This window comes from Pseudomonas soli, assembly GCF_021283165.2.
Taxonomy (GTDB): Bacteria; Pseudomonadota; Gammaproteobacteria; order Pseudomonadales; family Pseudomonadaceae; genus Aquipseudomonas; species Aquipseudomonas soli.
Genome location: NZ_CP128543.1, coordinates 2,128,504 through 2,150,910, shown reverse-complemented (window position 1 = coordinate 2,150,910; position 22,407 = coordinate 2,128,504). Strand labels below are relative to the sequence as shown.

The following is a 22,407-nucleotide window of genomic DNA, read 5'->3' as shown; positions in this document are numbered from 1 at the left end:
CTGTCGCGAGCACGCCCTGGCCATCAGTACAGCCCGCCCATGGTCAACGTCAGGCCACCGCCCGCCTGCACGCCGATGTTGAACCCGGCGGAGAGGATCACGCCCTTCGCCGAGCGCAGCAGGCGCGGCAAGGTTTCCTGCGGCAAAAACGCGCCACCCGCCCCTATCGCAGCGGTACCCAGGACCAACAGCTTGGGATCCAGGCCGAACAGCACGCCCGAGCCGCTGCCACCGCCAACCAGGCCCACCCCGCCTTCGAGGAACACGCACCCGCCCTTGAAGTCGTCGCGCACCAGGCCACGGGCCGCGACCGATTCAGCCACCAGTACCTTACCGATCGCCGGGAGGTCTGCGCTGGTGCCCACCGCGCCGACGCTTTTGCCACGCACCAGCAGGTTGATCTTGCCTACCCGCGGCAAACGCGCGCCTGCGCCAACGCCGACTCCGAGCGAACCGTAGCGAAACTGCTGTTCGGCCTTGTTCGGATCGGTCAAGGTCAGCAAGCCACCGCTGGCGGCGGCAAACATCACCGTCAACCCACCCCCGCTGGCGCTCTTGTACTCCCAGTCGCTGACACTCAGCGGCAATGTGATCTGCATGTGCACCTCCGTGTCGTGGCAGCGCCATTCGACGCGGCCGTTCCCTATGCCCAAATCGGCAACAGCATAGCAACCGGCACCTGGACAGCCCCATAGCCCCAATGAGCTATTGCCAAACTTCCCAATCGACTGACACATCTCATCCATAAGCGGATCGTTTGATCAGGCAAGGCGAAAACAGGCGAGAAACGGTAGGAGTCGCACCTGGCCTTGCTGATTGCACATGAAAACTCCGAACTTGTTTTCACCGCCGCATGACCGTCGTGCAGGCACTTTCGTACAAAGATCTCGCCTGGCCTTCGGATATCCTTTCCATTCCTTGGACACGGCTGGCCTCATGCCTGCTAGCGGTCCGTACAGGTCAAGGATCGGGCAATACGGAGGACGTCATTGTGTCGAACAGATCGAAAGCAGGGCTTGCCCGTCGTGCCGCGACCAGAAAAAAGCAACTCCTGCTGAAAGGCGGGAGAATGGAAGCGTTGCGCATCACGGCTGACGATCTCGTTGAAGATCTCGCAACGAAGACCCTATCTGGCGGTACTTGGGTTAACGTCAAGATTCACGGCAGGAATCGCCCCGCAAGAGCGCCGCATCTCTCCGATTTTGAACGAGACCTGTCAGAACAGAAAAAGCTTGTAGCCGCCCTGGCTATCCGTTCCGTTGCGCATGCCGAAGTCACTAGTGTTGATACCACAGGCATGACGGTTCTCGACGCTGAAACAGCCGAACAGATGCTCGATAACCCCCCTGAACCCACCAAGGCGCTCTGTAACTTACTCGCATTGCGCCAGGGCCTGTAGGAAATGTGTCTGCGTGAAAGTCAGACAAAGCGAAACGGGGGGAGTAAGCAGAATGAACTGGAGTACATGAGCATTCCCAGACTGTACTCAACGCAGCATGTACAAGTATCAAGGCTTTTCGTACAGAGCCTAACGGCGTGAAATACGCATGTGTGCACATGTGGGGCCAGTATGCACGCGGACAACACCTGGGGCTTGAAGTGCTGCATGCGCGAACTGACCATCAGCGCAATCCCGGCGTCACCCGTGATCGCCGGCTAACATGCAATGCCTCAGTCAGAACCCCGAGCGCTGCCATCGAGCGCCGAAGCCGCGAGCCTCGCCAACGCCAACCTGCCCTCAGGCTCAGCGCCGTCCTCGATCATCCAGGTCGCCGACAACCCTGCCCACGCCAGCACCCACTGCAACAGCCTGTGACGCTCGATACCGGCTGCCTGCGAAATGATCGCTATACGCCGTGAGAGGCGCCCCGGTGCCTGCGCACTGGCTTCGTCCGGATTGCAGAGGATGTTGGCAAAATCGAAGCCCCGCTCGCCGTACAACCCCTTGGGATCGATGGCGAGCCAACCGGCCGGCCCGAAATCCAGCACATTGCCGTGATGGATGTCGCCATGCAGCACCGCAGGGTCCTGGGGAGCTGCGAAAAGCGCCCTCGCTGCCTTTGCGCTGTGCTCCAGCACCCCACCGTGCGTCGCCGCCGCGCTCCACAATGCGTCGAACCATTGCTCCAGCGGCACCAGCGCAGGCCTCGGCGTAGACCGTGGCGCATGCAGGCGGGCCGCCACGGCACATAGAATGCGCGTGGCCTCGTCATCCCTGCCATCTGCGACCATCCTTGCAAGTGACGCCGCACCTTGCGCCCGCTTCATCAGCAACGCCTCGCCCGCGTGAGCCAGCACAGGGGCTGCACCGTCGCCTGCCCACCAGGCCATCAGCTGGCTGCCGGCCTGCTCCTCTGGCGCCTGCGAGATTTTAAGTATCGCCGGTGTATCGCCCCGGCGAACGGGCAATAGATTGCCATTAGGTGAAACGAAAGCCTCCCCATCAATGGTCAGCCCCCACTGCTTCAGGTATTGGTCGAACATAGGCTCGCTGGTACTCACGCTTTCCATTTACTATCGCCGTTTGCCCCTGTGGACCCAGGATTGCCAGGTACGGCCAGTGAAACATAGTCCCAAGGCGGTGACGGAGCACGATGAACAATATCCCGGGAATGAATGTGGTAGTGGTGGGGGCAGGTATCGTGGGGGCCTCCGTTGCCTACCACCTTTCCTGCCAAGGCGCGCAGGTGACCATCGTGGAGGCTGGCCATGTAGCGTCTGGCGTGACTTCCACTTCCTTTGCATGGATCAATACCACCTACAGTGACGCAGATCCTGCCGCCGCAATGCGGGCCGCAGCCGTATCGGACTATCGTCGCCTCGAAGCGCAACTGCCAGACTTACACATTCAATGGACCGGTTCGCTGACCTATGGCCTCCCGGAAGTAACGCCTGCCCCTGGGATATCAACGGTCTCGGGGGCTCAGATCCTCACCCTGGAACCTAATCTGAAACACCCTCCTGCCCAGGCCAACCATGCTCCAGAGGAAGGCGCGCTGAACGCAGTAGCGGCCACCTGGGCCTTGATCAAAGGCGCTCAAGCCCGAGGCGCCAGGTTGCTGGAGCAGACACAGGTGGAAGGGTTCACGGGTAGCGCAGATAAAGTCTCAGGTGTGAAAACCACCCACGGGGTAATCGACGCGGACCTGGTGGTGCTTGCGGCGGGAACGGGTACCACGCTATTGACGGACGTGTTGGGCTACTCACTTGCACTCGACGCCTCTCCTGCCATCTATATCCGCTACCACTCGCCGCCCCAACTTGTCCGAGGGATCATTTCCAATGCAGCCATGGAGGTGCGGCATGCTGATGACGGCAGCCTGCTGGCGGCAGAGGACTATCTGGACGATGCGGCAGATCACCAACCTAACGTCATCGCACTGAGAACCGCCGAGGCCATCAGAGCAGAGTTGCACGGCGTTGTGTCCCTCGACGTGGAACAGGCGTGCGTGGGTTTCCGGCCGATCCCCAAGGATGGCGCGCCGCTGGTTGGTTTTCTGCCGGGTATCAGCGGCGTTTACGTTTGTGTCATGCATCCCGGTGTCACGCTGGCCGCTACCGTAGGCCGCCTGGTGGGCATGGAAATCACCCGTGGCACGCCATCGCCTGATTTGGAGCCGTGCAGGCTGGGTCGCTTCAGGCGATGACTTGGGGGCTGCTCCTGTCTATTGCAATTTGACCCCTAGGCTCACGAGTGCGGCCAACTCCAGTGGGTTCAGCTCGTTGAAGCTCTTGATAGTGGGCGAGCCCGCCCTACCTTTCTCGGGCCTATCAAGCTTCGCGCGAAGCAGGTCGACCAGGCTATCGCTCAGGCTTTCGGCACGGGTCATGCGCGACAGAAGCTGATCGTCCTCATCGGCCAACCCCAAGAGCTCGTTGGCAAACCCCATAACCCCACTTGCCCGCTTGCCGAAAATACCCTCCAGTTGCTCAAGCATCTTGTCGGCCTCCTGGGCATCCAGTGTATCGATATGCTCCTGGAGCTTTTCGCTAATGAAGTCGTTCTGCGCTTGAGCGTCGATGCGCAGCTTCGGATTATTCATGGTTTTTTCGAACCATCGCGCCTCCTGCCCTTGCAGGAATGTCATAAGCCCATTCAGAAAGACGCTTGGGTCTGGACGGTCGGTGGCCACGTTTGCCAGCGCTGCCTCGATAGAAGGCTGACAATCTTCAGCCTTACGCATCAAGCTCAACGCGAGGGAACGCACACATTGCAAGTCCCCGCGGGTTTTCACCATCATCTCAATTGCTTTGAAATTTGCATGCCCCTCGACCATGGCATCTCGCAAGCAATTAATCTGCTCGGCTTCCAGCGTCACATCGAAGCGTTGGTGATCAACGCTGGCGGCAGTAGCGAGCAGGCTTACTGCCTCGAGCACGGTCTTGAAGCCATTGCCGAAACTGCAGCGAAAGAGCGCTGCGGTGCCGGCCTGTTCAGCATGTTGCAGGGGTAGATCATCCGACGCTCGCTGTGCAGCCCTACGCACACCGAGACAGCTGACCAGCCAGCGGAACAAGTCCGTCAGAGGCTGGGTTGTGGATACTTTCAGATGCTGGAGCAAACCTCTGTCTGAATTATATTCAATGTGCTTGGCCAAACGATCGGCCTCGGGCGAGGTAATGACTGATCGCACCTGCACTTCACCAACAGTCCATGAATGGGTCTGTTGGCGGATGTGCGTGGGCAGGTACTGGTAACTTTGGTATCCATTGATAAGCATAGGTAACTCCTTGGTTTAACCTAGCCATCAATCTAAGACCCTCGGCAACGCACAAGCTATCAATGCTGATCGGTTTGTTTTAGGCCGCGCGTTTCAAATGAGGACGAGCTGCCAGCGCACAGAGCATGCGCTGGCTGCCCGTCTGTTCCTGCGGTGATTGCATTCACTCATGGGCGGGGTCTTCACATTTGGGCGCAACAATGCCGTTCGGAAATGATTATCCTCGCGCGACTATCACCTGAGTACCCATCGATGCTATCCGCACACCAAGCCAGCGCCATAGTCCTCGACCATCTTGCAGACGTCATCAGGATGGACGGTCGCCCGGAACGGTTCGTCATCCAATCCTGCGAGCCGTCAGCGAAGGGTGACTACTGGGTCGTCCGCTGCAACAGCGAGGACTGTGTAGTACATGGCAAGACCGAGTACTGCTATGTCGGTGTCAACGCCTATCTGGTCAATGTCATCAGCGGCGCGCTCGAAACGGTCGCCAACTGCTTCACTGTCGAGGAGTACCTGCAGGACAAGCACGACCTCGAGGCCGCAGCGGGCAAAACCTATGTGCTGGCACCTGCTTTTTCTGGTTACAGTAAAACGGCGGTGATCAAGCTGCGCCGGAAGCTCGCCTACTCCTATCCCCACACCCTGTTCCTGCTGGCGGGGGCAGGCCGGCTGTGGCTCACGGGTATCCGCCGGCAACTTGAGCATGCCCAGCAAATGCTCGCCATCGAAGGCATTGCGACACAGCTCGAACTGCATGCCGACCCACTGGATGCCGTGCTGATCGGCCCGGAAACCTGGCATATCGACGCGGTATTCAATGCGCTTCGCAGAAAGCCACTTCACCCTGGTGAGCTTGCTCTCTCTTCACAATCGAATTAGGCGTGGCAAGTGCTGCGCACAAAGTGAGGCCTTGCTGGCCCGAACGGGACGTCGATTCAATCAGATCTGCGGAGGGTTCTTCGTGATCTTCGGTGTGTTGATCCCAGCGCATTAACAATGATCATGTGACCGCTTCGGGTCGAAAGCGGTCCGTCGTAGAATGACCTCCCCTATCTTCTTATGAAAATGGGCGATTCAGTAGGGTTGAGCCGGACGTGTTTGGATCCGTTCAGCCCGGCAGACGACTGGCATCCGCCCAAGGACAAAGCCAGCGCCCTTTCCTTACATCGAGTACTCACGACGGCCTGCCCATGCAGGAGCCTCGTTGCCCAGTTTTGCCACTGGAGGCTTCCGCCTGAACTTTACCTACGCCGCCGACTTCCTCTGCTTAGAGCCTCACCCCCAGCCTCCAAGCAGGAGTTGAACCTATGCGAGCATTGACTTATCACGGCGCCCAGGATGTCAGGGTGGATACCGTTCCCGATCCAGCACTCCAGGATGAGGACGACATCATTTTGCGGGTCACCGCGACCGCTATTTGCGGTTCGGACCTTCACCTCTATCACGGCAAGATTCCACAAACTGAAACAGGCGACATCTTCGGCCATGAGTTCATGGGCATCGTCGAGGACACCGGACGTGGCGTGACCAATGTAAAGGTCGGCGACCGCGTGGTGATCCCCTTCGTGATTGCCTGCGGCAGCTGCTTTTTCTGCCAGCTAGAGCAGTTTGCCGCCTGCGAAACCACTAACACAGGGCGCGGCGCCATCCTCAACAAGAAAGGTATCCCGCCAGGGGCTGCCTTGTTCGGCTACAGCCATTTGTACGGCGGCGTGCCTGGTGGCCAGGCGGACTACGTGCGCGTGCCCAAGGCCAACACGGGCCCGTTCAAGGTGCCTACGGCCCTTGCGGACGATCAGGTGCTGTTTCTCTCGGATATCCTGCCGACAGCCTGGCAGGCGGTGATCAACGCGCAGATCGGCCAGGGTTCGAACGTAGCCATCTATGGCGCCGGGCCGGTGGGGCTGCTGAGCGCGGCCTGCGCACGCATGCTCGGCGCGCAGACCATCTTCATGGTCGACGACAACGACTACCGCCTGGCGTTTGCCCGTGACGCATACGGTGTAGTGCCGATCAACTTCGAACAGGACGACGACCCCGCCGACAGCATCATTCGCCAAACCCCCGGCATGCGCGGCGTGGATGCCGTCATCGATGCGGTCGGCTTCGAGGCCAAGGGCAGCACCACCGAAACGGTGCTGACCGCGCTGAAAATCGAAGGCAGCAGCGGCAAGGCGCTGCGCCAGAGCATCGCCGCGGTGCGCCGGGGCGGCGTGGTCAGTGTGCCCGGAGTCTACGCAGGGTTCATTCATGCCTTCATGTTCGGCGATGCCTTCGACAAGGGCCTGACGTTCAAGATGGGCCAGACCCATGTGCAGCGGTTCCTGCCCGAACTGCTCGAGCACATCGAGGCCGGCCGTCTGGCACCGGAGCTGATCGTCACCCACCGCCTGGCGCTGGAAGAAGCCGCCATGGGCTACAAGCTGTTCGACCAGAAGCAGGACGATTGCCGCAAGGTCATCCTGGTTCCGGGCGCAGCGTCCGGCACCTTGGGTACCGCACACATGGTCGGGGGAACTCAGCCATGATCGACCCGACGATGGGCATGAAATCCGGCGAACGCTACCGCGTTGAGCACGTGGAGCGGGTACATCCCTTCACCGGGTTCTTCCAGGATGGCAACCATTATCTGGGGCCGGAATTGCTGACACGGCTTGCCAACCTGAACGGTTGGTTGACCCGCCGAGGTATCGACCGCAGCCAGGCGGCGGCAGCCTGTGACGGCAACCTGTTCGAACCACCGAGCCGTGCACGTGGCGTGCAGGACGGATGGCGCAGCGATCGATCACCGGCTTCCAGCCGGATGGCGGTGACCGCTCTAGTGCTGTTGAGCGGCTGCGCGCTAGCGATGCTGTGCCGCAAGCGGCGTTAAGCAGGCGTCGCATACCGCCCGTCGCGTCACTGGCGTGTTCGGCTCAACCCCAGGCAGTCGGTTGTTTCGAACGGATATGCACTTCCCAAACCTGCAGGAGCGACCGTCATGCGCGACTACCCCTCTCCCCCGTTTCCCTCCCAACCGCAGCCCGTCCCTGGCTCGCAGGCGAAAATGCAGCCGTATCCCGATTGTGGGGAGCAAACCTACACCGGCAGCGGCAGGTTGCAAGATAAGATCGCCTTGATCACCGGCGCCGACAGCGGTATCGGCCGGGCTGTCGCCATTGCTTACGCGCGGGAAGGTGCCGACGTGGCCATCGCCTACCTGGACGAGCATGACGACGCCAAGGAGACTGCCCGCTGGGTCGAAGCCGCTGGCCGACGGTGCCTGCTGCTGCCTGGCGACCTCGCGCAGAAGCAGCACTGCCAGGATATCGTCGAAAAGACCGTGGGTCAGTTCGGACGTATCGATATCCTGGTCAACAACGCAGCTTTTCAGATGTCCCACGAGACGCTGGAGGAAATCGACGACGATGAGTGGGTGAAGACCTTCGACATCAACATCACCGCGATCTTCAGGATTTGCAAGGCAGCCTTGCCATCAATGCCCCGGGGCAGTTCGATCATCAATACCAGCTCAGTGAATTCTGATGATCCTTCTCCCAGTCTGCTGGCATACGCCACGACCAAGGGCGCGATCGCCAATTTCACTGCGGGATTGGCGCAATTGCTGGGCAGCCAAGGAATTCGCGTGAACAGTGTTGCGCCAGGGCCAATCTGGACTCCGCTTATTCCTTCTACGATGCCGGACGAAGCCGTGCAGAACTTTGGCTCCAAGACACCGCTCGGCCGCCCGGGACAGCCGGTCGAAGTGGCGCCGATCTATGTACTGCTTGGGTCTGACGAGGGCAGTTACATCTCCGGCTCGCGCTACGCAGTGACTGGCGGGAAATCTATCCTCTGAGCCGCGAGGCAAGGGGCCGCGATTGCGGTCCCGTCGTGGTTTAATGTTTAGGCTGTGCGTGGCTACGTGCGGCCTTTTGGGCCGTTGAGTCATGCTCTGTGCCTGTCGAGCCGTCCGGACGACGAGCATCGTTGTCCCGCTCCTGCTCTCCACTGACGAGCGGCTTTGCCACGTCGGTTTTTTGCGTTTTGTCTGTTGAAGGCATGCTCACCACCTACCCCTTACTGTGTTCGGGCGAAGAAGGCCCAGTACCACGCTTGATACCGCGCGGCCCCATCACACCCCAGATAGCCAGGCCGACAACAGGCAGCGCTAACAACAGCAACGCCCACAACGCCTTCGTCACATCGGCCTTGTCACTGCGGAAAACGCTGACAATGGCCCAGAGATCAACTAGCAGGATGATCACTGCGACCGCGATCCAGAAATACGTCACAGGCTCGGTCATGATCGTTTCTCCTCTTCACATGTAGGAGGGGCTCCAGCGCTTGCGTGTTACTACAACCCCATACCTCTGCAGAAGCCAGGCGTTGGAACAAAGTTCAGGACGTTTTAATCGGTCATGACCGGCGGGCCGCCGCGCTGAACCAAACTCGCCGCAAACGCGTCCACCACAAAACATGCAAGGGGTGACGTGTGATGACCGTAGACCCTGTAGTCGAAGCACTGGATTACCTCAAGGCCCACAAGCTGCTGCTGACCACTGCCGAATCTTGCACGGCCGGCGCAATGGTCGCCCTGCTGGCGGAATTACCCGGCACCGGGGAGATCCTGGAAAGCGGCTATGTGGTGTATTCCCCTGCCGCCAAGCAGCGCCTGCTTGGGGTGAGCCCGCAGACCATCGAAAGTTATGGTCTAACCAGCGAAGCCGTTGCGTGGGAAATGGCTATGGGAGCCCTGAAGAACAGCGATGCCACAGTGGCCATTGCTACTACCGGGGTTGCCGGCCCCTCAGCGCAGGGCGGCGTCCCACCTGGCACATTGTGCTTTGCCTGGGCGTTTGCTGGTGAGCCAGGAGCAGTGTTTACCCTAAGTCAGCGCTTCTTTGGCGAGCGCGCGGATGTCATGCGCCAAGGCGCGCGCTTCGGCTTGTCGCGCCTGGCGCACTATCACCAACGCTGATTGCGTGGCGAGCACGCATGAGGAACAGGACCATGGATGATGATGAACTGCTGTCCAGGCACTATCCGGTAGAAGAAAACATGCGCATGCAACAGCGCGTGTGGCGCTTCGAACGTGCGGGGTGGTGGTGCCTGGTACTGATGGTGGTGCTGGCGTTGCTCGGTCTGTTTGGCAACGGACCACTCAGTGACGCAACGGCCATCAGCACTGACGGCCGCGTGCAGGTGGAATATCAACGCCTCAGCCGCAGCGGCACCACTGACAACCTGCGTATCACCGTCCGCGGTACGTCCGCGGAGCCTGTGATGGTGCTGCTGGGCGGCAGCCTGCTGCGCGAAGCAAGTATAGAGACACTGCAACCTGAGCCACAGGCATCGCTTTCTCAGGGAAAGGCCCTGCTGCTGCAGCTTGGCACCAGTCGAGACGGCGTTGCCACGCTCTACCTGACATTGCGCAGCGAACATGTCGGGACGCTTGAAGGTGTCGTCAGGGCCGGGCCAAGCAGCACCGTTCGCTTTTCCACCTTCCTCTACCCGTAGGAGTGGGCCATGGACTCCATCCTTCGCGCAGCAGCCATGTATGTCGCCCTAATGCTGCTGTTTCGTGTGGCGGGTCGGCGCTCGCTGGCAGACCTGACCACGTTTGACTTCGTCCTTCTACTGATCATCGGCGAGGCGACCCAGCAGGCGTTATTGGGCGAGGACTTTTCCTTCACCAACGCGATACTGGTGATTGCTACGTTGATCGTGCTGGATGTGGGCCTGTCGCTCGCAAAGCTCAACGCAAAGCCCTTGGCGCGGCTGCTGGATGGCCACGCCACCCTGGTGGTGGAACAGGGACGCTTTCTGCATAGCCGCATGCGCCGAGCGCGGTTGACCGAAGATGACATCCTCGAGTCGGCGAGGGACAGCCAAGGCATAGAGCGTGTCGAGCAGATCAAGTTCGCCATCGTCGAGCGAAACGGCAAGATCTCCATCATTGCGCAGGAATGACCTCATCGTCGGGCCGCAGCAGGTACTCCATCAGGGCGAGAGCACAAGCGGATATTCCCTCCACCAGGACCATCTCGAAACCATGAGTGTTTTCGGTCGGAATAGCGATACACCCCGCTCGCGCATCGGTACCGGTGCTCAGCACCGCGCTCGCATCGGATGCGAAATCGACCAGTAACGCTGGCTGCGGCCTGTATCCGGCCTTGTGTGTCGCAGCCATCAAGGCCTGCACCACACTGCGGCTGTAGTAGCCCTTCTGGTCACCGGTGTTGATGATGGGGTCGGCTGACAGCTTGGTGCCATACTCATCGAGCACCGGTCCGACCTCCACGGCGATCGTGGTATCGCCGGGTAGCCTTGCTGCTGCGTACATGGCGCCGGCATTGGATTCTTCCTCCAGCGTTGTCAGCACGAACCACACATCCTGGCTCAGCTCGTTGCGGCGCTGCAGCAGCAGGTGCGCGCAATGAAGCACCGCCGCCAGCGGCGCGCGGTCATCGAGGAAATGCGCAGCGATGCAATCGTGAACCTTGAACGGCTTTCGCCAATGCTGGCTGAGCACCACGCGGGTACCCGGCCGAACGCCCGCCTTGTCCAGCACCTGCCTGGACTGACGTGTCACCACGTAGACATCCTGCCACTTCACAGCGCCTGCAAGGACGTCACGGCCATTGGCACTACTTCCGCTGTTGTGCATCGAGCCGTACGACAGCACGCCTGCAAGCACCTGCCCATCACCGAGGATATCCACCGGGCAGACGCCGAAGCTGATCGGCTGCGCACCGCCCAACGCCAAGACCTCCAAGGTGCCGTCCCGCCTTACCTTTTTGACGATCATCGCGATCTCGTCAAGGTGGGCCATGACCCGTATTGCCGCGTCCGGGCGGGCTCTGTTGGTGCTGCGAACAACGCCAACCAGGTTGCCGGCGTTATCGGTCGACAGCTCATCACAACAGGCAGCCATCGCCCTCCGAGCAACTTGACGCACCTCGTCCTCCTGGCCGCCAGGGCCGCGGGCGTTCAGCAATTCTTCCAGTAACGGCAAGATCTCCATGACCATCCCTCGTGGGTTCAGATACGCACCGGTAGACCCCCGCTCCTTGCCCATGTTCATGTCAGGTAGCTAGGGCGGCACTATCGGCTGCTCTAACCAACAGCGCGTTCGTACTTTCGTGCGCCACAAGTCGAGGAAATAAACCTTTGGTGCGTTTCGTCAGGCCTAGAGAAATTCGTTTGAGCGAAAGACCACCCAGGTGACGTCGGAAATTGAACACAGACTTTCCTGTGTGTGAACCGACATGAGGTGAAAGATCATGGCTAACAATCAAGGCAACCGTGGCAACCAAGGTGGTACTGCACAGAACAACCCAGGCAACTTTGCCAATGACCGGGAAACAGCATCGGAAGCCGGTCGCAAAGGCGGCCAGAACTCGGGAGGGAACTTCGCCAATGACCGTGAACGCGCATCGGAGGCTGGCCGTGTAGGTGGCCAGCATAGCCATGGCGGTGGACGCACGAGTGACGACAACCGCTAGCCTCAATGAAAGCCAGGGCGAACCTCCGCCCTGGCTTTTTTCATGCCTGCTTTTAACCGCAGCATCCGCCACCCAGCGGTGCGCTGATCGCCCGCTTGGAACCTTGCGGTTTGAACACCACTCCACCAGTAGCAACCGTACTTTAGCCACTGATGATGAGGTGACTTATGAATGCAATCGAATTGCTCATCCAGGACCATCAACTGGTCAAGAAGCTTCTTGAGGAGTTGTCCTCGACCACCGAGCGCGCGGTGAAAAAGCGCGCCGAACTGCTTGATCGTATCAAACAAGAGGTGAGTATCCACACCGCGCTCGAAGAAGAGATCCTGTATCCGGCGATCAAGCAGGCGGGCGGCAAGGAAGAAGCGAAGATGTACTACGAAGCCAAGGAAGAACACCGTACGGTCGACTCGCTGGTCTTGCCAGACCTGCTGCATACCGAAACCGGTACCGTGGAGTTCGCCGGCAGGGTCAAGGTAATGAAGGAGCTGCTGGAGCACCATATCGAAGAAGAAGAAAGCGAATTGTTCCCGACGGCCCGGAAGCTTCTGGGTAAACAGCAGCTGGAGGAACTGGGCCAAGCCATGGAGGTGCAGAAAAAGCTCCTCAAGAGCGAACAACGCGCCGCCTGATGCAGGCCTGCGCGTTCACTTGGGCGCGCAGGTCTTTTGCTCAAGTACCATTGCTTGTCGCAGGGGATTACCCAAACGTTTTCACCCGCAACGCGCTTTCCATGCGGTGTACCGACTGATCAACGGCTGAACGCTTAGGCCGTGCATCAGGATGCTCAATGCCACGACGGACAGCACCAGGTCAGTACTCTCTCCGGCGAGAGGTGTCGCAAGACCATGGTTTAACGCGTAGAACAGATAGTACAGGCTGCCGACCCCACGGATGCCGAGCCACCCCAAAAGCCCCCGCTGCAGCAATTTCAAAGATCCCCCTGAAGAAAGAATGAGCACGCTTAAGGGACGGATGACTATAAACAACGCGCCGCCAATGTAGAGCGCCCGCCAATCCCAATGCTCCAACAGGACGACGCCGAGCAAGGTCACCAGAAAGACTTCCATGGCCCGCTCGACCAAGCTACCAAACGCGAGCATATCGCCCAGCATGATGCCGGCAGCAACCTGAGATTCGTCGAGCTCTTTCACATTGCCTTTGACGGCAAGCTCCGGCGCCAGATGCTGATGGCCCACGACAGGTTGCACCAGGTGCTCGGCAGCCGGTTCGAGGGGCCCGGCGGAGGTTTGAACCTCGGCCTGGCGTAGGCCAAGTCCCGCCGCAAACACCGCGAGAAACCCATACCCCTGGAGCGACTCGGCAACGACATAGGCCAGCGCCACCAGGGCCAGGGCCAAGTAATCGTTGGGCGACACTGTACTGTCTTCGTTGCGCGTACGCAGGTAGAGGGTCAGTTTTCCCAATCCGCGCCCCATCCAGTAACCGCACAGAACGCCGCTTGCCACCGCCCAAAGCATGTCCTTGATAAGCCATTCGCTCAGCCAGGGCTGTGTATCACTCTGCTGCAGGATCAGACCAAGTATGACAAAGGGGAAGGCAACGCCATCATTCAGGCCAGCCTCTCCAGACAAGCTGAATCGGACGGGGTCGTCATCCTGGGCGTCGGATACCTGTACCAGCGTTGCGAGGACCGGGTCCGTCGGTGCAAGGATTGCCCCGATCAACACCGCAGCGCCCCAACTCAGGTCAAGCAAGTAATGCAGGGTCAGAGAGACGCCTGCGATACACAACACCATGACCGGACCTGCCAGAAGTAACGCAGTCCGCCATGCCCGGCTGCGCAAAGGTAACCGAAGTTTCAGTCCGCTGAAAAACAGTGAGAACAATACCGCTACTTCGGTCAGGTGCTCTAGCCAACCACTCGCTTCGGCGACCTCCAGATGAAGAAACCCCAGCCCAGGAGAACTGAGCGCCATACCCAGCCCCAAGCAGACCAAAGAGGTCGTCACAGGCATCCAGCGCAGGTACGAAGATGAGAGCGCAAGCAGAAGCAGGACGGTCCCGAGCATGGCGAACCAGACGATAAAGGTCATCTGAGCAACTGCCTTGAAAAGTTCTCGATGAGCTTTTGACTGATGGTGGCGCGGGGACGTTCCGCCGGGCCTTCAGTCCCCATCGGCTCGCCAAATGTAAAAAAGATTTCAAGCCTTTACTGCGGTCAGAACAGAAAGGCCCAGGAGAGAAGCATCATGAAATTCGCAAAGTTCTGCCAATGGCTCGCCAATCACGCCGGCAAGCCAAGCACATTTTTGATCGCCGTCTTTTTGATCGGTATGTGGGGGCTTTCAGGGCCATGGTTTCACTACAACGATACGTGGCAGCTCATTATCAACACCTCGACGACCATCATCACATTTCTCATGGTGTTCCTGATCCAGAACACCCAGAACCGTGACAACGACATCATCCACCTGAAGCTAGATGAGCTGATACGGGCCACAAAATCAGCCGCGCAATCGGTTTTGGATCTCGAGGATCTGGACAACCGCCAGCTCCACGCTCTGAGGAGAGAATACCGAGCCTTGGGCAGCAAATGCGAAAGCGACCCGGGTAAACCCCTTGATCCACAGCCTGGCAATTCCTCTCGCAACAACCACCAGCGCTAAGTGCGATTTGGGTCGTTTACGGCGTAACCACGGCTGCAGCAGATATCAAACCTTGAGAGAGCTTCTGATTGCGCCCGTAGCTTCTCAAGGGACCAGGGCTTAAAGAGATAACTGACCGGCGGAGTTACCCCCGAAGCATCAAGCTGATATCCAGAGGTAAGAATGGCAGGTAATCCAGGCCATTTTTCATGGACCATAGAGATAAATTCCATTCCTTTTATGCTGCCTGGCACGCCGTGATCGGCGACGATAAACGAGCACTCGCCATTTATGCCCATCAGATGAATCAGGGCATCTTCAGCAGTGGTAAAGGCATCGCAGTCGGCACCGAGTTGCAAGATATCTACAAGCACAGTGCGGAGCGTTCCGTCATCCTCCACCACAACAACCTTTTTCCCTGAGAGCGACAATCCTTCTGTGTTGAGCTTCATCGGTCCATTCCAATCCATGTGGATATTGGAGTGTTCCACTCATTGATTGACGAGTCGATGGCGGCGAAGCGCCAGTTGATTCACGATCCTTGGCAAAGGTAGTTCAGCTCAGTAGAGGCCTCTCGCATAAAGATCTCAATTGTCTTAGGGCCCACACCCTCAAAATTGAGTAGCCAGCGCGTAAACCCTTCGAGATCTTGAGTACGCTCATGCAGATCTCGTAGCTGATGGCCTAATTGCGTGTTCAACGCCCCGGCCAGCGCCTTTAGCCGCCGCGCCGTAGATAGGTCATACCGAGCGTAACCGGCTTCGCCGAGGATCCTCACGAGGGTCGAATGGTGGCAGCCTGCAAGCTTAGCCGGTGTATCCAGGCCGTGCTGATCGACCACCTTTGGTAGGCGTGCACTGCAATCGATGCGCGAATCCGCTTCCCCATAAGAAAACTGGCAACGAGCCATCGGTACAGTCCGTTTTCGCCCACCAACTCGATGCCCAGATCAGCTGCCGTAATGGTGTTCAACCTTTGGTACGACGAGGATCAGCTGATCGCGGATAGGTCCGTTCTTCATCGATAGTGCCGTCGGCTTTGTGAATTTTCACCGACGCTTTCTTGCCTTCAAAGAATGCTGGAAGTGCGCTCACCAACTCTTGTTTTGTCGCTGCCCGCATCGAGGCGCGGTCTGCACTGACCTTTCTCAACTCCCACCCATCGGCCGACGGGCTCACATGATATGTATCCATGGCGGTACTCCTTCTGGGATAAATTTCCGGCTCATTCAGCCTCGATGTCTTGTTCAGCCTCAACAGCATCTGTTTCTTCAGCATCATTTAACGCCGGCGAAGCGGGCTTCAGGGGATCATTGATGAAGGGAACGTTGCTTGGCCCCTTCTCTTCCGGACCGTCAGTTTCAGGTTGCATGGCTTGCTCTCCAAAGCTCACTTTCGGTGGACACAATGCCGAGCTATTTACATTCGGCCGCTACTGAGAATTTGCTGATATCAATGGGCTGCGGAACAAACTCGGGCCCTTGCCCCGCGGGCCGCCACTGTACATTCGAGATACCGTAACGCTCAGCCATAGGGCGGCTGACCAACTTGATCTTGTGCTGACCAAACCTCGGAATGATGCCAATGCCTGCGTCACAGCTAGCCCAGTGCCAGGCTAGGGTGTTGTCCATCTTTTCAAGACGAATGATGAATGTCCGACGCTCGCCGTGGACCTCGTACTCAATGACGTACAACTGCTGTCCAGCCACAAGAATCCCTCCCATTGAATCCACTTGCTATTGAGGTGGGAGGGAACTGAAAAATTCCTTCGAAAAGTCAGGCGGTAGCTGGAGGCAACGCTGGCAGATTAGCGCCCTCAAATCAGTTGCAGCGGATCATTTTTTCAGCCGGCTCACGCGAGGCCATTAGCCTTCAGCGACCGTGACTGCGCGCCGGGACCTCGGGATCAGTGCTGCCCTGCGCTCTCGGATTGGCACGCATCGCGGCCTCCCTCGGAAGGCATTGCGAGATACCGCACCTGTTTGGAGAAAGACGGCTCATGGGCTCGGTCGATGTTCTGTCGCGCCATCAGTCGCCTTGGGGCCAGGCTTCGCAAAGGACGCGGCGATATCCCGTGCCAGCGCGACACCCCATGACATCGCGGTGGTCATGGATTGACCTGGCCTCGCCTTGTGCGCTTCCTCGTGGAGGCAAGCACCGTCCGGCCCATAGATGCCAATGAACAGTTCAGTGGCACCCACACGGGAAAGCCGGACCTGAACATCGATGGTCAACCCGAATTCGAGCACTTCAGTATGTGTACGACTGTGCAGCTTGGCATCCGCCCAATCCCAGAAGGTCTTGCCCCTCGATCTCATGACGTTCTCCGCTGGCATGAGATCCAAGTAAGGCACATAAAGCGAAGCGACCCTATGCCGGCCATCAGGACGGTCGGACAGTTGCGCCAGCTGATACATCGGGACAATCAATCAGGGAAAAAACGCATTGCCCGGTGAAGCTCGTTGATTGCATCACCAATATGCTCTTCATCCACCCAACGCCCGCGAGTGCCGGTGAGAAGGCCGCCAATGGCATGAAGCCGCAGATCGTTGGGAGGAATCCCCCTGACCGCTCCGGCAGCCAGTAACGCAAACACCACCTGTTCCAGTGCCGCTATTCGTTTCGCTTCGTCATCCATCACGTTCCCCCTCTGTCAGCCCTCAACAGTTCGGTCACTTTGCCAAGGGAAAGAGCGATCGATATGACCAGTGGCACGAAATACCGGGGTGCGTTGCAGCGCCAGCCCAAAAATCCCATTTTCCCCCTCTTCAATTATCATCTGCCCGCAGCTTTGATGATGAGTCGATACACATGTCCGATGCCATCCCAACCGACCGTAGCCCCTGGGCAGTGTTCTTGGTTTTTTTGCGCCTGGGGCTGACCTCCTTCGGCGGCCCGATTGCCCATTTGGGTTACTTCCGGGATGAACTGGTGGTGCGTCGACAGTGGCTGAGCGAGCGTTGCTATGCGGACTTGGTCGCCCTTTGCCAGTTTCTTCCGGGTCCGGCCAGTAGTCAGGTTGGTATCGCGGTTGGGCTGATACGTGCAGGCTATGGTGGTGCACTGGCTGCATGGGTGGGGTTTACCTTACCTTCGGCGGTCGCCCTTGTTCTGTTAGCGCTCGGCATCGCCAACCAGGGTGATGCCCTGCCTGCCGGGGTACTGCACGGTTTGCACGTAGTGGCGGTGGCGGTCGTGGCCCAGGCAGTGTGGGGTATGGCCCGCCATCTATGCCCGGATACGCCGCGGATCACCCTCATGGCAGTTGCGGCCTGCCTCATGCTGCTGATGCCTTACGCCTTGGCGCAAGTAGCGGTGATAGGCCTGGCGGCAGTCACGGGGCTGCTGCTGTTCAAGCCGCAGCCAAGTGGAGTGCATGAAGCACTCACCACGGGCCTGGGGCGTCGCGCGGGTCTTTTCTGGCTTGCCCTGTTCTTTGCATTGCTGCTTGGCCTGCCTTTCTTGGCAGGCCGGTTAAACTCCCAGTCACTGTCGATGATCGATTCCTTCTACCGCGCCGGCTCGCTGGTTTTTGGTGGTGGGCATGTCGTGCTGCCACTTTTGCAAGCGGAAGTTGTGCCTCCTGGCTGGGTTGATAATGATGTGTTCCTGGCTGGCTATGGGGCCGCCCAGGCTGTGCCAGGGCCGCTATTCACCTTCGCGGCCTTCCTCGGCGCCTCTATGCAGCAGGCACCCAATGGTTGGACAGGAGGCCTGATCTGCCTGCTGGCGATTTTCGCGCCTTCATTTTTCCTGGTGGTGGGCGCCTTGCCGTTCTGGCAGCATTTGCGCTGCAATGCCCGAGCCCAAGCGGCACTGCTGGGCATCAATGCTGCTGTCGTAGGTCTGTTGCTTGCCGCGCTGTATCAGCCGGTGTGGACGAGCGCAATCCACGCGCCGCAGGACGTTGGCCTGGCCTTGATGGCACTGGTTGCCCTGATGCTCTGGAAGTTGCCGGCGTGGTTGGTTGTGCTCGCCAGCGGGGTACTGGGGGCGCTGTTGGAAAACGCGCTGTGACGCCATGGTATGCTGCTGGCGGTCTTTATCAGTGCCTGGGCATTGATCATTTCAACAGGCGAGAACACGCCAGTACCGCGCAGGTGAAGACCTTGCGCAGCACTTTCAAGCGGTTATCCAGATGCTCATATCACCTTTACCGCGCGGCCAATGAACCTCACGGGCCCCGTCGGTAGCCCGGTAGGCGAGCCGCCGGATTTCTCCAATGTCAGCTCGAACAACTGGTTGGCCTCCAACGGGGGCAGGCGCTGTATCGGAACACGATAGGGTTCACCGGGTTTGACCAGCCCCAGCGACACCGGTGCTCGCCACTGCTCACCCTTGGTCCAGAACTGCAGGGCCATGCCTTCGGGGACGGCATCCTCGCCCAACGGAATCAGCTCGATCATGCGGCTGTCGCTGGTCTGCACCACCCAGCCGGGTGCCTGGTTGCCCGGCGCCACGAGAACCACCACGAATTGCGTGGTGGCCGGCGGCGCCGTCAACAACGCAAACGCCAGCAGTATGCTTGCAGCCAGCCCTGCAGCACTCAGTGCTTGCAACAGGCCGAGACGTTGCCACCAATGGGTTCGCTGCTGTTTCGAAGGCGTGGCCAGCTCGTTCAGGCTGCGCTGGATACGGCCCCATAGCCGGGCACTCGGTGGCTGGGGCGCAGCCAGCGCGGTCAGCTCCAGCAGACGTTCCTCCCAAGCATCCACCGCGGCACGCAGGGACGGGTCGACGCTCAGGCGCTCGGTCATCGTGGCGTGTTGCTCCGGTGACAACGTCCCCAGCACGAACTCGCCGGCAAGGGTGTCCAATGCTTCGGCAGTATCCGGCTTCATTCCAGGCACTCCCGCAGCGCCTTCAGGCTGCGCTTGATCCAAGCCTTGACGGTGCCTAACGGCGCACCCAGCAGGCCGGCTATTTCGGCGTGGCTGCAGCCGTCCACATAGGCGTGCAAGATGCAGCGCTGTGGCGTGGGCTGCAATTGTTCGAGGCAACGGTAGATTTTTGCCGAGCCTGACCAGAGGTCAATGTCATCGCCCCCTGCCGGCAATGCTGCCGAGCTATCGATGTCGGCGTCGTCCAGCACGGTTTCACGGCGACTGTCGCGAATTGCATTGAGCGCCAGATGGCGAGTGATGCTGTAGATCCAGCCGCGAGCCGAGCCACGCGCCGGGTCAAAGCTGGCAGCACGGGTCCAGATGCGGATGAACGCATCGTGGACGATGTCCTCGGCGGTGGCATCGTCACGCACGATGCGCCGGGCAACGCCGAGCAGGCGCGCACCTTCCTGATCGTAGAGTGCCTGCAGGGCTCGCCGGTCGCCCAGTGCACACGCCTCCAGGCAGCGTTGGAAGTCCAAAGGGGTGACAGACGCATTCAACGTTTGCGGCTTCCTTGTGTGAGGCAAGGGACCCCGGCCATCCAGCCGGGGGCTTGCCATCGAGCGTAGATCATCAACGGCGGAGTGTCGGCCTCGGGCGCGTCACTTGGCTGTCCAGAACACGTAGTCTGCCTGGTACTGCACGACCTGCTTGGCACCTTTGTTCTGCGTCGTGCAGTCGCTTGCCGGCGCCACGCCACCACGGGTTGCCAGACGCTGGATATAGCTGACCCCTTGCATGGCGCCTTTGCCTTCGGCCGGGTTGGCCTTGACCAGCTGATAGGGGATGGCGCCTTTCTCCGCCTGGGCTACCGCCAGCTGCGTACCGGTGACTTTCGAGCCGTCCTTGGCTTGCCAAGTGGCGGGAGGGCCGAAGTAATCGCCTACCTGTTTGCCGGCGCGGTCATTGAGCACGGCCTTGGGGCCAACGAAAGTCCATTCGGTCTGGCCAGGCGCGGAGGCCTTGTCGCGGCATTCGTAGGTGATCTCGCCGACGCCGACAGTCTCGAGCATGACGCGATGGCCATCGGGGACCTTGACTGCCTCTGGCAGCGCAGATTGGGCGTGGGCTGGCTGCAGCGCAAGGATGAGGCTGCAAGCGAGCAGCATAGCGGAGAACTTGGGGCTCATGAGGTGTGCTCCTGACAGGTCATTGGCTGGGCAGTCACAGGCTGCCCATTAGTACTACCCATCAGCGATAGAACTGGATGCACGGCAGGGGAAAAATTGGTTTTGCCCGTGGTACGCCGAGCGCCAGCGATACATCAATGTGCACTCATCCTGGCCGAATCCATGAGCGGCTGCCGCTTCATCGTTCCAAAGGGGCCGGGTTGGCTCTGCCTGGCTCGCACCTGGCGTCGCCCAATTCGATCTCTCGTCGCTTCGCTCAGGCTTGAGCTGCCTGCTGGCGGGCGAAGGTCTGACACTCTTGGTAGACTAGGGCTCCTTTTTTCTTGAGGCGGATCCGGACGGTATGGATGACCGTTCCATCGGCCTTTTTCCTTGCTCTGATCGTTGCCATGTTTTCCGTTGGTATAAGCGTGAGTGGCGGTGGCAAATCGTACGCCATCACACCCAGAACGCCCGAAAAACCCCGGAAAATGGTACAAAACCGTGTAGACCAGAATGTCCCTAGAATCCGCTTCAACGCCATACACCACGCGCCCCGAGCCATCCCGCCGCTTCTCCGTGGCACCGATGATGGACTGGACAGACCGCCACTGCCGCTTCTTCCTGCGCCTGCTCTCAAGGCAGGCCCTGCTCTACACCGAAATGGTCACCACCGGCGCCCTGCTGCACAACGACGCCCAGCGTTTCCTGCGCCACGACGTGTCCGAGCACCCGTTGGCCCTGCAACTGGGCGGCAGCGTGCCAGCGGACCTGGCCGCCTGTGCGCGCCTGGCCGAGGATGCCGGCTATGACGAGGTCAATCTCAACGTCGGCTGCCCCAGCGACCGGGTGCAGAACAACATGATCGGCGCCTGCCTGATGGGCCATCCGGCGCTGGTGGCCGATTGCGTCAAGGCCATGCAGGACGCAGTCAGCATTCCGGTCACGGTCAAGCACCGCATCGGCATCAATGGCCGCGACAGCTACGCCGAGCTGTGCGACTTCGTCGGCCAGGTGCGCGACGCCGGCTGCCGCAGTTTCACCGTGCATGCACGCATCGCCATTCTCGAAGGCCTGTCGCCCAAGGAAAACCGCGAAATCCCGCCACTGCGCTATGACGTGGCGGCGCAGTTGAAGGCCGATTTCCCGGACCTGGAACTAGTGCTCAATGGCGGCATCAAGACCCTCGACGAATGCCGCACTCACCTGCAGACCTTCGATGGCGTGATGCTGGGACGCGAGGCGTACCACAACCCGTACCTGCTGGCCGAGGTCGACCAGCAGCTGTTCGGCAGCGCGGCGCCGGTGGTCAGCCGCGCCGAGGCCATTGCAAAGCTGCGCCCGTATATCGTCGCGCATATGCAAAGCGGCGGTGCGATGCATCACATCACCCGGCATATCCTCGGGCTGGGCCAGGGCTTCCCGGGGGCGCGGCGCTTCCGCCAGCTGCTGTCGGCGGACATTCACAAGGCCAGCGAGCCGCTGAAGGTGCTGGACCAGGCCGCCGAGCTGCTGCAGGGGCGCTGAGGGAACCTGCGGCGGGGTTGGCACTCGAAGGCAATGCCTTTTGCCGCAGCCCCGGTGTGAGCCGGG

At 59.8% G+C, this 22,407-nt stretch carries 27 protein-coding genes and 5 pseudogenes; 15 read left to right on the top strand and 17 right to left on the bottom strand.

Annotation, left to right across the window (positions count from 1 at the left end; all coding sequences use genetic code 11):
* Positions 1-23: 23 nt before the first annotated feature.
* Positions 24-599 carry a hypothetical protein gene (locus tag LU688_RS10060; protein ID WP_104444196.1) on the bottom strand — a complete coding sequence of 192 codons (576 nt, stop codon included), beginning with the start codon at positions 597-599 and terminating at the stop codon, positions 24-26.
* A 254-nt stretch (positions 600-853) separates the two neighbouring features.
* Between LU688_RS10060 and LU688_RS10055 the strand changes: the two genes are divergently transcribed.
* Positions 854-1,399, top strand: a complete 546-nt coding sequence (locus tag LU688_RS10055) for a hypothetical protein (RefSeq protein ID WP_158659539.1) — start codon at positions 854-856, stop codon at positions 1,397-1,399.
* A 272-nt stretch (positions 1,400-1,671) separates the two neighbouring features.
* Here LU688_RS10055 and LU688_RS10050 read toward each other — a convergent pair whose 3' ends face one another.
* Positions 1,672-2,484 carry an aminoglycoside phosphotransferase family protein gene (locus LU688_RS10050; RefSeq protein WP_104445287.1) on the bottom strand — a complete coding sequence of 271 codons (813 nt, stop codon included), beginning with the start codon at positions 2,482-2,484 and terminating at the stop codon, positions 1,672-1,674.
* Between the two features lie 110 nt (positions 2,485-2,594).
* Between LU688_RS10050 and LU688_RS10045 the strand changes: the two genes are divergently transcribed.
* Positions 2,595-3,647, top strand: coding sequence for an NAD(P)/FAD-dependent oxidoreductase (locus LU688_RS10045; protein WP_160290841.1), 1,053 nt, complete (start codon positions 2,595-2,597; stop codon positions 3,645-3,647).
* A gap of 18 nt (positions 3,648-3,665) precedes the next feature.
* Here the strand turns inward: LU688_RS10045 and LU688_RS10040 are convergent, their stop codons facing one another.
* Positions 3,666-4,721, bottom strand: coding sequence for a hypothetical protein (locus LU688_RS10040; protein ID WP_094010528.1), 1,056 nt, complete (start codon positions 4,719-4,721; stop codon positions 3,666-3,668).
* A gap of 252 nt (positions 4,722-4,973) precedes the next feature.
* On the opposite strand from LU688_RS10040, the gene LU688_RS10035 reads away from it, so the two are divergent.
* From LU688_RS10035 to LU688_RS10015, 5 genes and pseudogenes are all read left to right on the top strand, one after another.
* Positions 4,974-5,603 carry a hypothetical protein gene (locus LU688_RS10035; RefSeq protein ID WP_232887983.1) on the top strand — a complete coding sequence of 210 codons (630 nt, stop codon included), beginning with the start codon at positions 4,974-4,976 and terminating at the stop codon, positions 5,601-5,603.
* Positions 5,588-5,718: pseudogene (locus tag LU688_RS10030) on the top strand (LysE family translocator); the annotation flags it as partial. The gene LU688_RS10035 and the pseudogene LU688_RS10030, both read left to right, overlap by 16 nt.
* Positions 5,719-6,031: 313 nt before the next feature.
* Positions 6,032-7,252 carry a zinc-dependent alcohol dehydrogenase gene (locus LU688_RS10025; RefSeq protein ID WP_094010530.1) on the top strand — a complete coding sequence of 407 codons (1,221 nt, stop codon included), beginning with the start codon at positions 6,032-6,034 and terminating at the stop codon, positions 7,250-7,252.
* Positions 7,249-7,395 (top strand): annotated as a pseudogene (locus tag LU688_RS27940) (SDR family oxidoreductase); the annotation flags it as partial. The gene LU688_RS10025 and the pseudogene LU688_RS27940, both read left to right, overlap by 4 nt.
* A 309-nt stretch (positions 7,396-7,704) precedes the next feature.
* Positions 7,705-8,562 carry an SDR family oxidoreductase gene (locus LU688_RS10015; protein WP_094010532.1) on the top strand — a complete coding sequence of 286 codons (858 nt, stop codon included), beginning with the start codon at positions 7,705-7,707 and terminating at the stop codon, positions 8,560-8,562.
* A 214-nt stretch (positions 8,563-8,776) separates the two neighbouring features.
* Here LU688_RS10015 and LU688_RS10010 read toward each other — a convergent pair whose 3' ends face one another.
* On the bottom strand, positions 8,777-9,010 hold the full coding sequence (locus tag LU688_RS10010; RefSeq protein ID WP_023629589.1) for a PLDc N-terminal domain-containing protein: 234 nt from the start codon (positions 9,008-9,010) through the stop codon (positions 8,777-8,779).
* Between the two features lie 191 nt (positions 9,011-9,201).
* Here LU688_RS10010 and LU688_RS10005 point away from each other — a divergent pair, with 191 nt between their 5' ends.
* The 3 genes from LU688_RS10005 to LU688_RS09995 are packed head-to-tail and all read left to right on the top strand — an operon-like array spanning position 9,202 to position 10,676.
* Entirely contained in the window at positions 9,202-9,684 is a 483-nt protein-coding gene (locus LU688_RS10005) for a CinA family protein (protein WP_160290840.1), read from the top strand.
* A 32-nt stretch (positions 9,685-9,716) separates the two neighbouring features.
* Positions 9,717-10,223, top strand: a complete 507-nt coding sequence (locus tag LU688_RS10000) for a hypothetical protein (RefSeq protein ID WP_094010534.1) — start codon at positions 9,717-9,719, stop codon at positions 10,221-10,223.
* Positions 10,224-10,232: 9 nt separating this feature from the next.
* Positions 10,233-10,676, top strand: coding sequence for a DUF421 domain-containing protein (locus tag LU688_RS09995; RefSeq protein WP_094010535.1), 444 nt, complete (start codon positions 10,233-10,235; stop codon positions 10,674-10,676).
* On the opposite strand, the gene LU688_RS09990 is transcribed toward LU688_RS09995, so the two are convergent.
* Positions 10,660-11,730, bottom strand: coding sequence for a M28 family peptidase (locus tag LU688_RS09990; protein ID WP_104444199.1), 1,071 nt, complete (start codon positions 11,728-11,730; stop codon positions 10,660-10,662). The two genes, LU688_RS09995 and LU688_RS09990, sit on opposite strands and share 17 nt — an antisense overlap.
* A 283-nt stretch (positions 11,731-12,013) precedes the next feature.
* Here LU688_RS09990 and LU688_RS09985 point away from each other — a divergent pair.
* Positions 12,014-12,211, top strand: a pseudogene (locus tag LU688_RS09985) (con-10 family general stress protein); the annotation flags it as partial.
* Between the two features lie 167 nt (positions 12,212-12,378).
* Entirely contained in the window at positions 12,379-12,843 is a 465-nt protein-coding gene (locus LU688_RS09980; protein WP_023629595.1) for a PA2171 family ribosome-binding persister protein, read from the top strand.
* 81 nt (positions 12,844-12,924) lie between these two features.
* On the opposite strand, the gene LU688_RS09975 is transcribed toward LU688_RS09980, so the two are convergent.
* Complete coding sequence (locus LU688_RS09975; protein ID WP_094010538.1) at positions 12,925-14,268, bottom strand: cation:proton antiporter; 1,344 nt, start codon at positions 14,266-14,268, stop codon at positions 12,925-12,927.
* A 156-nt stretch (positions 14,269-14,424) separates the two neighbouring features.
* Here LU688_RS09975 and LU688_RS09970 point away from each other — a divergent pair, with 156 nt between their 5' ends.
* Positions 14,425-14,841: a low affinity iron permease family protein gene (locus LU688_RS09970; protein WP_094010539.1), complete on the top strand. Its 417-nt coding sequence runs from the start codon at positions 14,425-14,427 to the stop codon at positions 14,839-14,841.
* On the opposite strand, the gene LU688_RS09965 is transcribed toward LU688_RS09970, so the two are convergent.
* The 7 genes and pseudogenes from LU688_RS09965 to LU688_RS09935 form a co-directional block, all read right to left on the bottom strand.
* Complete coding sequence (locus tag LU688_RS09965; protein ID WP_094010540.1) at positions 14,838-15,272, bottom strand: DNA-binding transcriptional response regulator; 435 nt, start codon at positions 15,270-15,272, stop codon at positions 14,838-14,840. The two genes, LU688_RS09970 and LU688_RS09965, sit on opposite strands and share 4 nt — an antisense overlap.
* 80 nt (positions 15,273-15,352) lie before the next feature.
* Positions 15,353-15,792 (bottom strand): annotated as a pseudogene (locus tag LU688_RS09960) (DNA methylase).
* Positions 15,789-16,013, bottom strand: a complete 225-nt coding sequence (locus LU688_RS09955) for a DUF2188 domain-containing protein (RefSeq protein ID WP_031314749.1) — start codon at positions 16,011-16,013, stop codon at positions 15,789-15,791. Before LU688_RS09955 ends, LU688_RS09960 begins: the two are co-directional and overlap by 4 nt.
* A gap of 31 nt (positions 16,014-16,044) precedes the next feature.
* Complete coding sequence (locus tag LU688_RS09950) at positions 16,045-16,191, bottom strand: hypothetical protein (protein ID WP_177182887.1); 147 nt, start codon at positions 16,189-16,191, stop codon at positions 16,045-16,047.
* Between the two features lie 43 nt (positions 16,192-16,234).
* Positions 16,235-16,528 (bottom strand): DUF6555 family protein, encoded by a 294-nt coding sequence (locus LU688_RS09945; protein ID WP_031314751.1) that lies wholly within the window; start codon positions 16,526-16,528, stop codon positions 16,235-16,237.
* Between the two features lie 288 nt (positions 16,529-16,816).
* The gene (locus LU688_RS09940) at positions 16,817-17,236 is read right to left on the bottom strand and encodes a hypothetical protein (protein ID WP_023629601.1); all 420 of its coding nucleotides are present in this window, start codon (positions 17,234-17,236) and stop codon (positions 16,817-16,819) included.
* An 8-nt stretch (positions 17,237-17,244) separates the two neighbouring features.
* Positions 17,245-17,457 (bottom strand): hypothetical protein, encoded by a 213-nt coding sequence (locus LU688_RS09935; RefSeq protein ID WP_023629602.1) that lies wholly within the window; start codon positions 17,455-17,457, stop codon positions 17,245-17,247.
* 173 nt (positions 17,458-17,630) lie between these two features.
* Here LU688_RS09935 and chrA point away from each other — a divergent pair, with 173 nt between their 5' ends.
* Positions 17,631-18,836, top strand: a complete 1,206-nt coding sequence (gene chrA / locus LU688_RS09930) for a chromate efflux transporter (RefSeq protein WP_177182888.1) — start codon at positions 17,631-17,633, stop codon at positions 18,834-18,836.
* Positions 18,837-18,961: 125 nt separating this feature from the next.
* Here the strand turns inward: chrA and LU688_RS09925 are convergent, their stop codons facing one another.
* The 4 genes and pseudogenes from LU688_RS09925 to LU688_RS09910 form a co-directional block, all read right to left on the bottom strand.
* Positions 18,962-19,660: an anti-sigma factor gene (locus LU688_RS09925; protein ID WP_104444201.1), complete on the bottom strand. Its 699-nt coding sequence runs from the start codon at positions 19,658-19,660 to the stop codon at positions 18,962-18,964.
* The gene (locus LU688_RS09920) at positions 19,657-20,205 is read right to left on the bottom strand and encodes a sigma-70 family RNA polymerase sigma factor (protein ID WP_023629604.1); all 549 of its coding nucleotides are present in this window, start codon (positions 20,203-20,205) and stop codon (positions 19,657-19,659) included. Before LU688_RS09920 ends, LU688_RS09925 begins: the two co-directional genes overlap by 4 nt.
* A gap of 102 nt (positions 20,206-20,307) precedes the next feature.
* Positions 20,308-20,835: a DUF3455 domain-containing protein gene (locus tag LU688_RS09915; RefSeq protein ID WP_094010542.1), complete on the bottom strand. Its 528-nt coding sequence runs from the start codon at positions 20,833-20,835 to the stop codon at positions 20,308-20,310.
* Positions 20,836-21,094: 259 nt separating this feature from the next.
* Positions 21,095-21,226 (bottom strand): annotated as a pseudogene (locus LU688_RS09910) (site-specific integrase); the annotation flags it as partial.
* Between the two features lie 104 nt (positions 21,227-21,330).
* Here LU688_RS09910 and dusA point away from each other — a divergent pair.
* Positions 21,331-22,341 carry a tRNA dihydrouridine(20/20a) synthase DusA gene (gene dusA, locus LU688_RS09905; protein ID WP_104444202.1) on the top strand — a complete coding sequence of 337 codons (1,011 nt, stop codon included), beginning with the start codon at positions 21,331-21,333 and terminating at the stop codon, positions 22,339-22,341.
* Positions 22,342-22,407 lie beyond the last annotated feature (66 nt).